This is a genomic window from Cupriavidus sp. BIS7 (assembly GCF_000292345.1).
Taxonomy (GTDB): Bacteria; Pseudomonadota; Gammaproteobacteria; order Burkholderiales; family Burkholderiaceae; genus Cupriavidus.
Map to the genome: position 1 here is coordinate 40,525 of NZ_ALOU01000037.1, position 14,674 is coordinate 55,198.

At 64.1% G+C, this 14,674-nt stretch carries 13 protein-coding genes; 7 read left to right on the forward strand and 6 right to left on the reverse strand.

Features of this window, described 5'->3' with window-relative positions; genetic code table 11:
• Window positions 1–75 precede the first annotated feature (75 nt).
• Complete coding sequence (lpxC, locus tag B552_RS0113490; RefSeq protein ID WP_019449557.1) at window positions 76–993, forward strand: UDP-3-O-acyl-N-acetylglucosamine deacetylase; 918 nt, start codon at window positions 76–78, stop codon at window positions 991–993.
• 88 nt (window positions 994–1,081) lie between these two features.
• On the opposite strand, the gene B552_RS0113495 is transcribed toward lpxC, so the two are convergent.
• Window positions 1,082–1,585, reverse strand: a complete 504-nt coding sequence (locus tag B552_RS0113495; RefSeq protein WP_019449558.1) for a DciA family protein — start codon at window positions 1,583–1,585, stop codon at window positions 1,082–1,084.
• A gap of 103 nt (window positions 1,586–1,688) precedes the next feature.
• Here B552_RS0113495 and B552_RS0113500 point away from each other — a divergent pair, with 103 nt between their 5' ends.
• From B552_RS0113500 to B552_RS0113525, 6 genes are all read left to right on the forward strand, one after another.
• A complete protein-coding gene (locus B552_RS0113500; RefSeq protein ID WP_026035630.1) occupies window positions 1,689–2,633 on the forward strand; it encodes a M23 family metallopeptidase in 945 nt (314 codons plus the stop codon).
• Between the two features lie 244 nt (window positions 2,634–2,877).
• Window positions 2,878–5,670, forward strand: coding sequence for a preprotein translocase subunit SecA (gene secA, locus B552_RS0113505; protein WP_019449560.1), 2,793 nt, complete (start codon window positions 2,878–2,880; stop codon window positions 5,668–5,670).
• Between the two features lie 149 nt (window positions 5,671–5,819).
• The gene (argJ, locus tag B552_RS0113510) at window positions 5,820–7,046 is read left to right on the forward strand and encodes a bifunctional glutamate N-acetyltransferase/amino-acid acetyltransferase ArgJ (RefSeq protein WP_019449561.1); all 1,227 of its coding nucleotides are present in this window, start codon (window positions 5,820–5,822) and stop codon (window positions 7,044–7,046) included.
• An 18-nt stretch (window positions 7,047–7,064) separates the two neighbouring features.
• Window positions 7,065–7,976 carry an ATP-binding protein gene (locus tag B552_RS0113515; protein WP_019449562.1) on the forward strand — a complete coding sequence of 304 codons (912 nt, stop codon included), beginning with the start codon at window positions 7,065–7,067 and terminating at the stop codon, window positions 7,974–7,976.
• Window positions 7,973–8,446, forward strand: a complete 474-nt coding sequence (locus tag B552_RS0113520; protein WP_019449563.1) for an NUDIX domain-containing protein — start codon at window positions 7,973–7,975, stop codon at window positions 8,444–8,446. Before B552_RS0113515 ends, B552_RS0113520 begins: the two co-directional genes overlap by 4 nt.
• Window positions 8,447–8,504: 58 nt before the next feature.
• Window positions 8,505–10,535, forward strand: coding sequence for an oligopeptide transporter, OPT family (locus B552_RS0113525; protein WP_019449564.1), 2,031 nt, complete (start codon window positions 8,505–8,507; stop codon window positions 10,533–10,535).
• Window positions 10,536–10,601: 66 nt separating this feature from the next.
• Here B552_RS0113525 and B552_RS0113530 read toward each other — a convergent pair whose 3' ends face one another.
• The 5 genes from B552_RS0113530 to B552_RS0113550 all read right to left on the reverse strand — a co-directional run bounded on the left by B552_RS0113530 (window position 10,602) and on the right by B552_RS0113550 (window position 14,648).
• Complete coding sequence (locus B552_RS0113530) at window positions 10,602–10,793, reverse strand: DNA gyrase inhibitor YacG (RefSeq protein WP_019449565.1); 192 nt, start codon at window positions 10,791–10,793, stop codon at window positions 10,602–10,604.
• Window positions 10,794–10,801: 8 nt separating this feature from the next.
• The gene (gene zapD / locus B552_RS0113535) at window positions 10,802–11,560 is read right to left on the reverse strand and encodes a cell division protein ZapD (protein ID WP_019449566.1); all 759 of its coding nucleotides are present in this window, start codon (window positions 11,558–11,560) and stop codon (window positions 10,802–10,804) included.
• Between the two features lie 238 nt (window positions 11,561–11,798).
• Window positions 11,799–12,422 carry a dephospho-CoA kinase gene (gene coaE, locus B552_RS0113540; RefSeq protein ID WP_026035632.1) on the reverse strand — a complete coding sequence of 208 codons (624 nt, stop codon included), beginning with the start codon at window positions 12,420–12,422 and terminating at the stop codon, window positions 11,799–11,801.
• A 72-nt stretch (window positions 12,423–12,494) separates the two neighbouring features.
• Entirely contained in the window at window positions 12,495–13,364 is an 870-nt protein-coding gene (locus B552_RS0113545) for an A24 family peptidase (protein WP_026035633.1), read from the reverse strand.
• Window positions 13,365–13,382: 18 nt separating this feature from the next.
• Complete coding sequence (locus B552_RS0113550) at window positions 13,383–14,648, reverse strand: type II secretion system F family protein (protein ID WP_019449569.1); 1,266 nt, start codon at window positions 14,646–14,648, stop codon at window positions 13,383–13,385.
• Window positions 14,649–14,674 lie beyond the last annotated feature (26 nt).

Here is a 14,674-nt window from a genome sequence, read left to right on the forward strand (position 1 = left end):
CAATATACCGAGTGGTGGTAGAATCGCATTATTAGAATTTACGCCCAATAGCTTTTTATAATAGTTGAGGCCGTCATGCTCAAACAGCGCACAATCAAATCCCTTGTGAAGACGGTTGGTATCGGTTTGCACTCGGGCCGCAAAGTGACGCTGACCCTGCGACCGGCCCCGGCTGATACCGGCATCGTCTTTACGCGTGTCGATCTGCCCGAAGCGGTTGAGATCCCCGCGGCGGCTTCGGCCATCGGCGATACCCGCCTGGCTTCGGTACTGCAGAAGAACGGCGCACGCGTTTCCACCGTCGAACACCTGATGTCGGCCTGCGCCGGCCTGGGTGTGGACAATCTTTACGTGGACGTCGACGCCGAGGAAATCCCGATCATGGACGGCAGTGCTGCGTCGTTCGTGTTCCTGCTGCAGTCGGCCGGCATCGAAGAACAGCCCGCCGCCAAGCGCTTTATTCGTGTGAAGAAGGCGGTGGAAGTCCGCGAAGGCGACAAGCTTGCCCGCCTGGAACCGTACTTCGGCTTCAAGCTCGCATTTACGATCGACTTCCGTCATCCGGCCGTCGACAAGACCGGCCAGACCTTCTCGATCGACTTCGCTGACACCAGCTACGTCCGCGAGATCGCACGTGCCCGCACATTCGGCTTTGCGCACGAAGTGGAAGCACTGCGCGAGATGGGCCTGGCCCGTGGCGGCAGCCTCGACAATGCGATCGTGCTCGACGAGCACCGCATGCTCAACAACGAGGAACTGCGCTATGGCGACGAGTTCGTACGCCACAAGATCCTCGACGCCATCGGCGATCTGTACGTGGTTGGCCATCCGCTGATTGCCTCGTACGTTGCGCACAAGTCGGGCCACGGCCTGAACAACCAGTTGCTGCGTGCACTGCTGGCGGATCAGGAAGCGTTTGAGTTTGTGACGTTCGACAAGGTCGAGGAAGCGCCCGCTGCGTTCCTGCCGCAGATTCAGCCGGCATTTGCCTGATCGGCAAGCCCCGCAAGACAAAACCCCGCGTTCGACAGACGCGGGGTTTTTTCATTTGTGTCCGGATTCAGGCCCAGGCTAGGTCACGCTACCGATGATGCGCCAGCAGTGCCTCCACGGCATCCTTCAGTGGCGATGCCTCAAGGCTGTGCGCCAGCGCATCCATGCTCCGCAGGCCCGTCGGTGGAATGTTGGCGGTGCGCGGCTTGCGCTCGACCGGCCCGGTGTCCCAGTCGCCGCGCCCGACCTCCGGTTGTACCCGCACACGGATTGCGGTAACCTGCGAGCCCCGCTGTTGCAGCCGGGAAAGTAGGGTCGGCACCACCTGTCGGACCCGTGCGGCCGCCGCACCATGTGCGGCCAGCAACAGCAGCGTCTGCTCCGTTTGCGGTCCCCGGTTGTCGGTCTTGACGCCGGCCACGGCGATGCCGGCCCGCATGCCTTGCGGCAGGAGCGACAGGACTTCCGCTTCCAGTGACGCCAGTTCGCGCGCCGTCTGCATCAGCGTCGAGACTGGCCCGGCCTTGGCCAGCCAGTCGTTGAGTGGCTTGGCCGATGCGGTCTGGTGAGCGTGGTGGGTAAACATGCGCATGCGCGCATTCTAGCGCGCAATCCTTGCCCGTCCGAGAGCCGGGATGCCTTTGCCCGCGTGCGCACCGGGCCGGATGGCCCTGTTTTTCGGTTGGGGGATGGTCATGCAAATCATCGTGCTGCATCCGCGAGAGCCGCGGGTGTTCCGTTTCCGGCTCACGCGGCTGCGCGTGGTACTGCTGGTCCTCGCACTAAGCGCGCTCGTCGCCGCGGCCTCGTCAGGCGTGACCTGGCTCGTGGCGCGCACCCAGGGCGCGCCCGAGGCCTCGCGGCAGGCGCGCGACAATGCCTATCTGCGTCAGAATCTGGCCGTGCTGGCGACCCGCGTGGGCGAGCTTCAGGCGCAGATGGTCCGGCTCGATGCGCTCGGGGAACGGGTCTCGGGTTTGGCCGGCATCGCTCCGCAAGATTTCGATTTCCGCCATCGCCCCGCACGTGGCGGCCCGGCCGCACCGGCGCTATCGAGCGAACTCACGTTGCCTGAACTGCGCGACGAACTGACGCGCCTTGGCCAGCAGGCCGAGCACCGCGCTGACTACTTCGACGTAATAGAAACCGCACTGATGGATCGCCAGTTCCGTGAGCGGCGCATCCCCAGCGTGATGCCCGTGGCCACCGGCTACGATGGATCGGGCTTTGGCGCGCGCATCGATCCATTTACCGGCCGCCGTACCCGCCACGATGGCGTGGACTTCGTGGCGCCGCCCGGCACGCCGATCCTGGCGGCGGCAGGCGGTGTCGTGGTGGCCGCAGAATGGCACAACGAGTACGGCAACATGATCGACATCGATCATGGCAACGGGCTCAAGACCCGCTACGCCCACGCGTCGAAAACGCTGGTCAGGGTGGGTGATCTCGTCCGGCCCGGCCAGATGATTGCCCGGGTCGGCAGCACGGGCCGCTCAACCGGAGCCCATCTGCATTTCGAGGTCCATGTGAACGGCGTGCCACGTAATCCGGGCGGGTTCCTGAATGCGGCTGCGCCGGCACCGGCACCTGAATCGCTGGCGTCCGCGCCAGTGCCGACCGACCGCACGGCCATTCGCTGATCCCGCCCCAGCGTACGCGGAACATTGAAGTCCGTGGTGTTGTCCCAACCTGACGGCCAGACTGACCGACCGATGTATTTCCAGCCGCCGCCGGGGCATGTTGCGCCCACGCAGAATCTGTGCTGGCAACGGTCCGGTCAGGACATCGGCACATGATAAACTCGGCGTTTCGCGCCAATCTACCCATTACTCGCGCAAGGCTGTCCGGTTTGCTAACGGGCCCTCGCGCAGGTGAAAGCACTCGATGATCACGGGCCTTCTCAAGAAAGTCTTCGGCAGCCGCAACGAACGGCTGATCAAACAATATCGCCGCACGGTCGCGCAGATCAATGCCCTTGAGCCGAAGTACGAAAAGCTCTCGGACGACGAGCTGCGCGGCATGACCGAGACATTCCGCCAGCGCCACGCCGGCGGCGAGTCGCTGGAGTCGCTGCTGCCCGAGGCCTTTGCCGTTTGCCGCGAAGCCAGCAAGCGTGTCATGAAGATGCGCCATTTCGACGTCCAGATGATCGGCGGCATGGTGCTGAATGACAACAAGATCGCGGAAATGCGTACTGGCGAAGGCAAGACGCTGACTGCCACGCTGTCCGTGTACCTCAATGCGCTGACGGGCAAGGGCGTGCACGTGGTGACCGTGAACGACTACCTGGCCCAGCGCGATGCCGAGTGGATGGGCCGCCTGTACAACTTCCTGGGCCTGTCGGTGGGTGTGAACCTGTCGCAGATGCCGCACGACCAGAAGCAGGTCGCCTACAACGCGGATATCACGTACGGCACCAACAACGAGTTCGGTTTCGACTACCTGCGCGACAACATGGTCTACGACCCGTCGCAGCGCGTGCAGCGTCCGCTGCACTACGCGATCGTCGACGAAGTGGACTCGATCCTGATCGACGAGGCACGTACGCCGCTGATCATTTCGGGTCAGGCCGAGAACCAGACCGACCTCTACCAGCGCATGAACGGCATTCCGAAGCTGCTCGATCGCCAGATCGGCGAGGAAAAGGCCGACGGCACGGGCGTAGAGAAGCCGGGCGACTACTTTGTGGACGAAAAGGGCCACCAGGTCTACCTGACCGAGGCGGGCCACGAGAAGGCCGAGCAGATCCTGTCCCAACTTGGGCTGATCGGTGAAGGCGAATCGGTGTATGCGCCGCAGAACATCACGCTGATGCACCACCTGTACGCGGCCCTGCGCGCGCACAGCCTGTTCCACCGCGACCAGCACTACGTGGTGCAGAACGACGAGGTGGTTATCGTCGACGAATTCACCGGCCGCCTGATGACGGGCCGCCGCTGGTCCGACGGTCTGCATCAGGCCGTGGAGGCCAAGGAAGGCGTGACGGTCCAGCAGGAAAACCAGACGCTGGCCACCATCACGTTCCAGAACTACTTCCGCATGTACGAAAAGCTGGCCGGCATGACCGGCACGGCCGACACGGAAGCCTACGAATTCCAGGAGATCTACGGCCTTGAAGTCGTGGTGATCCCGACCAACCGCCAGGCCCAGCGCAAGGACCTGCAGGACCAGATCTACAAGACGTCGAAGGAACGCTACGACGCGGTCGTGCGCGACATCCGCGACTGCTTCGAGCGCGGCCAGCCGGTGCTGGTGGGCACGACCTCGATCGAGACTTCCGAGTACCTTTCGGACCTGCTCAACAAGGAAAAGCTGCCGCACCAGGTGCTGAACGCCAAGCAGCACGCGCGCGAAGCCGAAATCGTGGCGCAGGCCGGCCGTCCGAAGATGATCACGATCGCCACCAACATGGCCGGTCGCGGTACCGACATCGTGCTCGGTGGCAACGTGGAAAAGCAGGCCGGCTTCATCGATGCCGATGCCAACCTGTCCGATGCCGACAAGGCAGCGAAGATCGCGCAACTCGAAGGTGAGTGGCAATCGCTGCACGAGCAGGTCAAGGCCGCGGGCGGCCTGCATATCGTCGGCACCGAGCGCCACGAGTCGCGCCGGATCGACAACCAGCTTCGCGGCCGTGCCGGCCGTCAGGGCGACCCGGGTTCCTCGCGCTTCTATCTGTCGCTCGACGACCAACTGCTGCGCATTTTCGCCGGCGACCGCGTGCGCGCGATCATGGAACGCCTGAAGATGCCCGAGGGCGAACCGATCGAAGCCGGCATCGTCACGCGCTCGATCGAATCGGCGCAGCGCAAGGTGGAAGGCCGCAACTTCGACATCCGCAAGCAGTTGCTGCAGTACGACGACGTTGCCAACGACCAGCGCAAGGAAATCTACAAGCTCCGCAACGACGTGCTCGAATCGCAGGACGTCGGCGAGATGGTGGCGAACCTGCGCGAAAGCGTGCTGGTGGAGATGTTCCGCGAGCACGTGCCCGCCGAGAGCATGGAAGAACAGTGGGACATCGCCGGCCTGGAGCAGCGTCTGCGCGACGACTGGGGCCTGGAAGTGCCGCTGGCCAAGACCATCGAAGGCGCACAGAGTATCGAGGACGAAGAGCTGCTGGACATGATCTTGACCGGCGCGCGCGAACTCTACGACAGCAAGATCGCCCAGGTTGGCCGCGAGTCGTTTGCCGGCTTCGAGCGCTCGGTGATGCTGCAAAGCATCGACACGCACTGGCGCGAACACCTGGCCGCACTCGATCACCTGCGTCAGGGCATCCACCTGCGCGGCTATGCGCAGAAGGACCCGAAGCAGGAATACAAGCGCGAATCGTTCGAACTGTTTGCGCGCCTGCTGGATCTGATCAAGAGCGAAGTCACGCGCGTCGTGTTCAACGTGCGCATCCAGTCCCCCGAAGAGCTGGAGCAGGCGTCCGAACAGATCGAGGAAGGCCTGGCGCACCTCGAGAACGTGCAGTACAAGCATGACGAGTTTGCCGAGGGCCGCGAGCCGGTCGAGCCGGCCGCGCCCCCGCGCAGCAGCACGGCCACCGCGGCAATGGCCGCGATGGGTGGTGATGTGGCGCTTGCCGGCATGCCGAAGGTCGGCCGCAACGATCCGTGCCCGTGCGGATCGGGCAAGAAGTTCAAGCAGTGCCACGGCAAGCTGAGCTGAAGCCTCCGGCCACTGCCATTACCGCCGATGAAGGTGCGACCGAGACCGTCGCGCCTTCGTCGACAAATATCCCGAGCATGCCCGCTTGACCCCGCGTCAAGCGGGCATGTTCGTCAGGAACCAGTCAATTTGCAGTAAAGGAAACGATCATGCCCGTGAACCTGCCCCTGCCTCAGGCAGAAAACCTGAAATCCGTCGCCGGCGTCGAGCTCGGCTGGGCCGAAGCTGGCATCCGCAAGGCCAATCGCAAGGACGTGCTGGTGGTCCGCGTGGCCGAGGGCAGCACCGTGGCGGGTGTGTTCACGCAGAACCGCTTCTGCGCCGCGCCGGTGCAGGTCTGCCGTGAACACCTTGCCGCAGGCGTCGGAATCCGCGCGATCGTGGTCAACACGGGCAACGCCAACGCCGGTACCGGCGAGCCGGGCCTGGCCGCCGCCCGCGCCACGTGCGATGCACTGGCCAAGGCGCTCGCCATTCAGCCGAACCAGGTGCTGCCGTTCTCGACCGGCGTGATCCTGGAGCAGCTCCCGGTCGATCGCCTGACCGCCGCGCTGCCGACGGCCATCGCCAATGCGCGCGCCGACAACTGGCTGGCTGCCGCCGAGTCGATCATGACTACCGATACGCAGCCGAAGGCCGCATCGCGCACGGTGCAGATCGACGGCAAGACCGTGACGCTCTCGGGCATCAGCAAGGGCGCCGGCATGATTCGTCCGAACATGGCCACGATGCTCGGCTTCATCGCCATGGACGCCGCCGTGGCACAGCCGGTGCTGCAGAAGCTGGTGTCGCACGCGGCCGATCACTCGTTCAACAGCATCACGATCGATGGCGATACATCGACCAATGACTCGTTCGTGCTGATTGCCTCGGGCAAGGCCGGTGTGTCGATCGACCGTGCCGAGGGCGCGGGCTTCGAAGCGCTGCGCGATGCCGTGACGGCGCTGGCCCAGGAACTGGCCCAGATGATCGTGCGCGACGGCGAAGGTGCCACCAAGCTGATGACGATCCGCGTGGAAGGCGGCAAGAGCGTGGCCGAGTGCCGCCAGATTGCCTACGCCGTGGCCCATTCGCCGCTGGTCAAGACGGCGTTCTACGCATCGGACCCCAACCTTGGCCGCATTCTGGCTGCCATCGGCTATGCCGGCGTGAACGATCTTGACGTCGACCGCGTGAACCTGTGGCTCGATGACGTCTGGGTGGCGCGCGATGGCGGCCGCAACCCCGAATATCGCGAGGAAGACGGCCAGCGCGTGATGAAGCAGGCCGAGATCACGGTGCGCATCGCACTGGGCCGTGGCGACGCCGAAGCAACGGTGTGGACGTGCGACCTGTCGCATGACTACGTGTCCATCAACGCCGACTACCGTTCGTAATTCCGGAAGAACCGCACCATGTCTGACCTCGCTGCCCGCCTCGATGGCTTCCTCGCCCGTCTCGAACAATGGCTGCCGCCGGAACTGACCGAAGCGGACTGGAAGGAGGCGGTGGCGTTCCGCTGGCGCAAGCGCCAGAGCCTGCTCGGCAACATTGGCTATCTGCAGGCGGTTCGCCAGCTTCCGCCGATCCACCTGGACGATCTCAAGAACATCGATCGCCAGAAGGATGCGATCGTGGCCAATACACGCCAGTTCGTGAACCGCCTCCCGGCCAACAACGTGCTGCTGACCGGCGCACGCGGCACGGGCAAGTCGTCGTTGATCAAGGCCTGCCTGAACGCATTCGTGAAGGACGGGCTGCGTCTGGTCGAAGTGGACAAGGATGACCTGGGCGATCTCGGCGATATCGTCGAGCAACTGGCCCAGCGCCCTGAGCGCTTTGCGATCTTCTGCGATGATCTGTCGTTCGAGGAGGGTGAGTCGGGCTACAAATCGCTGAAGTCGGCGCTGGACGGCTCGGTGGCCGCGCAATCGGACAACGTGCTGATCTATGCCACGTCGAATCGCCGCCATCTGTTGCCCGAGTACATGAAGGACAACGAGACCTACCAGCACATGGCCGATGGCGAGATCCATCCGGGCGAAGTGGTGGAAGAGAAGATCTCGCTGTCCGAGCGCTTTGGCCTGTGGCTGTCGTTCTATCCGCCGAAGCAGGACGAGTACCTGGCCATCGTTGCCCACTGGCTCGCGCACTTTGGCTGCACGCCGGCCGATATCGAAGCGGCGCGTGGCGACGCACTGGTCTGGGCGCTCGAACGCGGTTCGCGCTCGGGCCGCGTGGCGTGGCAGTTTGCGCGCGACTGGGGCGGCAAGCACGGCAAGCCGTTTGTGGCAGACCTGGCGGCGGATGATGGTGACAAGGCATGAGTGGTCAGGCCCAAACCGCAGAATCCGCTGCAACAACCGCTGAAACCGTGAAGACGGCCGACGGGCAGACTCGCAAGGTTACCGAGGTGGCTGTCGGCGTGATGATCCAGCCCGACGGCCGTTTCCTGCTGGCACAGCGCCCGGCGGGCAAGCCATACGAAGGCTACTGGGAATTCCCGGGCGGCAAGCTGGAGCCCGGTGAGTCGGTGGAAGCGGCGCTGGCGCGCGAGCTGCACGAAGAACTCGGGCTCGATATCCTGCGCAGCGAACGCTGGCATACGCTCGAGCACGATTACCCGCACGCCTATGTGCGCCTGTATTTCTGCAAGGTAACCGACTGGCGCGGCGAGCCGGTTGGCCGGGAGGGGCAGGCGTTTTCCTGGCAGGCGGTGCCGGTTGATGTGGGGCCGCTATTGCCGGCGACGATTCCCGTCGTCGAGTGGCTGGCGGAAGAATCCCGCGCAAGCTGAAATCGATGCCCGGCTCCGGCCGGGCAAATTTTTTTCCAACAAAAACTCAGGAGGCTCCATGCAACGTGTCGATCGTATCGATGACGCTGTTTCGCTGCCCGAACTGACGCTACGCGGCATCATCCTTGGTGCCCTGATCACGGTGGTTTTCACCGCCTCCAATATCTACCTCGGCCTCAAGGTTGGCCTGACGTTCTCGTCGGCGATTCCGGCGGCCGTGATCTCGATGGCCGTGCTGCGGCTGTTCCCGGGCGCTAACATCCTTGAGAACAACATGGTGCAAACGCAGGCATCCGCCGCCGGCACCCTGTCGTCGATCATCTTCATCCTGCCGGGCCTGGTCATGCTCGGACACTGGCAGGGCTTTCCGTTCTGGCAGACGCTGGCGATTTGCGCGGCGGGCGGCATGCTCGGCGTGATCTTCAGCATTCCGCTGCGCCACGCGATGGTGGTGCAGAGTGACCTGCCGTATCCCGAAGGGGTGGCCGCTGCCGAGATCCTGCGCGTGGGTAGCGCGGGTCAGGCGGCCGGTGACAAAAAGCAGGCCACCGGACTGGCCGATCTGGTTGCCGGAGGCACTGCGGCCGGGCTGTTCAGCTTCGCAGCAGGCGGCCTGCGACTCCTGGCCGAAGGTGCCAATGCGTGGTTTGCGGCAGGTGCGTCCGTGATCCGGCTCTCGATGGGCTTTTCGCTTGCGCTGGTGGGTGCTGGCTATCTGGTTGGCATCGTCGGCGGGTTGGCCATGCTGCTGGGTCTTGTATTGACCTGGGGAATCGCCGTGCCGTGGCTGACCGCAATTACGCCGATGCCGGCCGGGGCCACGTTGTCGAGCTTCGGCACTTCGGTGTGGAGCACGCAGGCGCGCTTCATCGGCGCCGGCACGATCGGCATCGCGGCAATCTGGACGCTCGGCACGCTCTTCAAGCCGATGGTCGAAGGCGTACGCGCATCGATGGGCGCCCTGCGCGGTGGCGGGCCGGGGCAGGGCGGTGCAATGCCGCGCACGCAGCGCGACATGCCGGTTGCCTGGATTGGTGCCATCACGCTGGTCCTGCTGGTTGTGCTGGCCGTGACGTTCGGCCATTTCCTGGCCCCGGCGCCGCTCGACACCGGCGCTAGCTGGCGGCTGGTTGGCTGTGCGGTGGTGTTCGCCTTTGTGTTCGGCTTTCTGGTGGCGGCGGCCTGCGGCTACATGGCGGGTCTGGTGGGATCGTCGGCCAGCCCGATCTCGGGTATCGGCATTATCGCGGTGATCCTGGTGTCGCTGCTGATTCTCGGGATCGGCACGCTCGACGGCCTGCTCGATACGCCCGAGGGCGGCAAGTTTGCGATTGCACTGGCGATCTTCACGACTTCGGCCGTGGTGGCCGTGGCGTCGATTTCGAATGACAACCTGCAGGACCTGAAGACCGGCTGGCTCGTCGGCGCAACGCCGTGGCGCCAGCAGGTGGCGCTGCTGATCGGCTGTGTCGTGGGTGCAGCGGTGATTCCCCCGGTGCTGGAACTGCTTTACAACGCCTACGGCTTTGCCGGCGCCTTGCCGCGCGCGGACATGGACCCGAACCAGGCGCTGGCCGCACCGCAGGCCACGCTGATGACGGCAATTGCCACGGGCATTTTCACGCACCGGCTCAACTGGACGATGATCCTGATCGGCGTGGCGCTGGGTGTGGTGCTGATCGCCATCGATGAGGTGCTGCGTCGTCGCGGCGGTTCCGCGCGGCTCCCGGTGCTGGCCGTGGGCATCGGCATCTATTTGCCGCCGACGGTCAGTTCGGCACTTGTGGTTGGCGCGGTGCTTTCATGGTGGCTGCTGCGCGCGGAGCGGCGTCGCGCCGAGGCGCGCGGTGACAACGTGGAGTTGGTACTGGCCCATGCCGAACGGCGCGGCACGCTGCTTGCGTCAGGCCTGATCGTCGGGGAAAGCCTTGTGGGCGTGGCCCTGGCCGCGATCATCGGCCTCTCGGGCAAGGAGGCGCCGCTGGCCGTTGTCGGGGCAGGGTTTGGCGCCGCCGCGCAGTGGCTGGGACTGGCCGTATTCGTGCTGGTCTGCGTGGGGTTCTGCCGGCGAGTGTTGACAGCGCGGTGACCGATCAGGGGCCAGAACTGTAGCGATGCGCTCCCTCTCTCACGGGTGTGGAGAGGGGGCAGGAACTCAGTCTTCCGGGTCTTCCGGCAGGTCTGGCGATGGTGTCTCGCCGGGCTTGCCGCCGATCACGTACTTCTCGGATGCCCAGGCCCCAAGGTCGATCTGTTTGCAGCGCTCCGAGCAGAACGGGCGGAATTTGTTCTCCGGCAGCCAGGCAACATCCTTGCCGCAGGTGGGACATTTGACGACGGCTGGCATCGCAGACTTCAGAAATTACAGAGTTTGAGCAGAAAGGGGATGTCGGCATCCACCGAGCGCGGCCGCATGTCGCCGTCCTGCTGCGTGAAGCGTACCCAGAGCATGTACTTGTTGGCGCTCATCTCGGGGATGAAAGCCAGCAGCGATGCGTCCAGGTAGACCTGCATGAGCTGGTAGCTGCGGCCCGACAGCATTTGCTGATAGCTGCCGCCGGTGGCAATGACCTTGCCGCTCTGGCCCGATTCGCGCAGCAGGCGCAGCACGATCGATGCACCCATGCGCAGCGAGGCCAGCGGGCGCGCCCATTTGAGGATATCCGTGCGGCGATCCTCGGCGGGGCGATGCTGCCACGCATAGTAGGCCGGCAAATCGAATTCACAGGTGCCGCCGGGGATGATGGCGCGGCTGCGGATGCTGGTCAGCCACTCGTTGTCGGCCAGAAGCTGGCCAGCCTTGCCAACGGTCTGGCTGAGAGCGGCAATGCCCTGCTCGATCTCGGTGATCACGCTGACAAGTGCATCCTGATCGATCTGCGGATTGGCACGCAGAGGCGCCAGCGCCTGGCGCTGGCGTTCGAGTTCCTTGATCAGATCGGTCTTCAGATCGGCACGTCCCGCCACATCGATGATTTCGAACAGCGTGGTGATGGCAACGTGATGCTGAAGCGGATGTTCCTGCCCGAGGAAATAATCCAGCCGATCGAACAGATCCTCCAGGCGCAGGAGCGTCCTGATGCGTTCGTTGAAAGGATATTCGTACAGGATCAAGTCGGTGTCCGTGCAGCGCGCCGGTTGGCGGTTGTTTCAGTCGGGGGCGCTCTGGCGCTGCCCGTGACGATTTCGCCCATGCGGAGCAACTTGCGTGCGGCTCGAATGCGTCACGCAGCGCATGTATGCTGGCATGTTTCAGCGCATTCTATGCGAGTCGGCGCCCGAGGACAAATCGAATCTGCTCGTATGTACATAGTCGGTACATAGGCGGTACGAGTCGGGGGCGACGATATCGTTACGCAGTTGCTGACGTGTCGGTCAGTGAACGGTATAGCGCATCGAGTCGCGCGACCTGCGCGTCGAGTGCCTCGGGCGACCCGTCGTTATCAATCACATCGTTTGCCACGGCCAACCGCTCGGCGCGCGTGGCCTGCCGGCGCATGATCGCCAGCACCTGATCGCGCGTGAACCCATTGCGTGCGATCACGCGCGCGATCTGGGTTTCCTCCTGGCAATCGACCACGAGCACACGGCCCACGCGTGCGTGCCAAGTACCGGATTCGACCAGCAACGGCACCACGTAGATCAGGTACGGATGCTGGCCCGATTTGCGGATGGCGCCGGCCCGTGTTTCGGTAACCTGCCGGATCAGCGGATGGGTGATGCCTTCGAGGCGGGTCTTGGCTGTGGGGTCGGAAAAGACCCGTGCGCGCATCGCATCGCGATCCATTGCGCCGTCGGGCCGCAGGCAGCCGGGGCCAAAGGCGTCCACCAACGGTGCGATGGCTGCACCACCCGGTGCGGTGATTTCGTGGGCAATGAGATCGGTATCGATCAGCGCGGCCCCGCGTGCGGCAAACATGTCCGCAACGCGGGTTTTTCCGGAGCCGATACCGCCGGTGAGTCCAATTTCCAGCATGGGGCAGGGGTGTCGTCCGTGGCGAATGCCGCCAACGATACCAGCTTTGTGGTTGGGCGCCCTCGGTGGCACCTAGTGGCCGACCACCAGCCCCAGCGGCAACACATCAGCGCCGAAGAACAGGATGATCAGGCCGGCGCCGGCGATATATGGGCCGAACGGGAATGTGGTGTCACTGCTCTTGCGGTGGAACACCAGCATCGCGCCACCCAGCACCGCGCCGACCACCGACGACATCAGAATCAGGGCCGGCAGTGCCTGCCAGCCGAACCACGCGCCAAGCGCACCCATCAACTTGAAATCGCCATGGCCCATGCCTTCACGGCCACGCACCAGTTTGTAGAGCCAGTAGACGCTCCACAGCAGCAGGTAGCCCGCGGCGGCGCCAATGACGGCGTCCGTCAGCGGCACGAACAGGCCCTGCAGATTCAGCAGCAGGCCAAGCCACAGCAGCGGCAGCGTGATCTGGTCCGGCAGAAGCTGGGTGTCCGCGTCAATCATGAACAGCGCGACCAGCGCCCAGATCATCGCGATCGCGGCCACCGCCTGGGCGGTCGGGCCGAAATGCAACATGGCCAGCGCGCTGAGCGCCGCCGTGGCCAGTTCGACCAGCGGGTAGCGGATGCCGATCGGCGCCTTGCAGGACTTGCACTTGCCGCGCAGGAACAGGTAGCTGATGACCGGGATGTTTTCCCAGGGGGCGATCAGATGGCCGCAATTCGGGCAGGCCGAGCGCGGCACCATGAGGTTGTAACGCTCGGGATGCGGCAACGGCTCGCCGCGGACTTCCGCGATGTAGTTGGCCTCGTCGTACTCCATCATCTTCGGCAGACGATGAATCACCACATTGAGGAAACTGCCAACCATCAGGCCGACCACGCCGGCCGCGACAATCAGGAAAGCTGGCGGCAAGGCCGCCAGCGACGACAAGACAGCTTGCATGCGTTACACCACCCGGCTTTACACCACTTGGCCCAGCTTGAAGATCGGCAGGTACATCGCCACGACCATGCCGCCGATCAGCACGCCGAGGATCACGATGATCAGCGGCTCGATCAGGCTGGAGATGGCGGCCACCGCATCGTCGACCTCGCGTTCGTAGAATTCGGCAACCTTGAGCAGCATGTTGTCCAGCGCGCCGGATTCCTCGCCGATCTGTGTCATCTGCAGCACCATGTTGTCGAACACGTGCGTGGCCTGCATCGCATTGGTCAGGCTGGTACCCATGCGCACGGCCTGCTCGACCTGGCGAGTGGCGTCGTAGTACAGCCAGTTGCCCGCCGCGCCAGCCACTGATTCCATCGATTCCACCAGTGGTGTGCCGGCTGCGAACATCGTCGCCAGCGTACGCGTCCAGCGTGCGATCACGGCCTTGCGGAACAGGCTGCCGAAGATCGGCATCTTGAGCAGTACCATGTCGTGCCAGCGCTGCACCTTCTCAGACTTCTTCCTGGCCCGAAAGTAGCCGATGATCGAGAAAACCGGTACGCCGATAACGATGTACCAATACTGCACGAAGAAGTCCGAAATATTGATCACCACCATTGTGGGCGCCGGCAGCGAGGCGCCGAAACTCGAAAACACGCCCTTGAACGCTGGAATCACGAACAGCATCAGCACCACGGTCACGGCGAAGGCCACCGTCAGCACGGCGATCGGGTAGATCATTGCCGACTTGATCTGGCTCTTCAGCGCAATGCTCTTCTCCATGTAGAGCGACAGCCGGTCGAGCAGGGCATCGAGAATACCGCCCTGTTCACCGGCGTCGATCAGGTTGCAATAGAGCGTGTCGAAGTACTGCGGATGGCGCCGGAATGCCGTGGCCATGCTGCTGCCGGACTCGATGTCGGAGCGGATGACGTTGAGCAGTTGCGTGAAGTTCGGGTTGGCGTGGCCGCGCGCGATGATGTCGATCGACTGCAGCAGGGGCACACCGGCCCTGAGCATGGTCGAGAGCTGGCGCGTGAAGTACGCGATATCCTTCTCGATGATCTTCTTGCCGCGCGCGCCCTTGCGCTTCTTCATCTTGACGATGGTCAGCCCCTGCTTGCGCAGCGAGGCGGTGACCTCGGTCTGGCTCTCGGCACGTTGTTCGCCCTTGAACGACTTGCCCTTGCGGTCCTTGGCTTCCCATTCGAAGATGTACTGCGTGGGCGCCTTCCGCCCTGATTTGGCCCGCGACGGCGCTGCCGTCCGGGCGCCCGCCGCTGGTGCGCGCGTCGCCATGATTTGACCCCCGACTAGTTATCTTT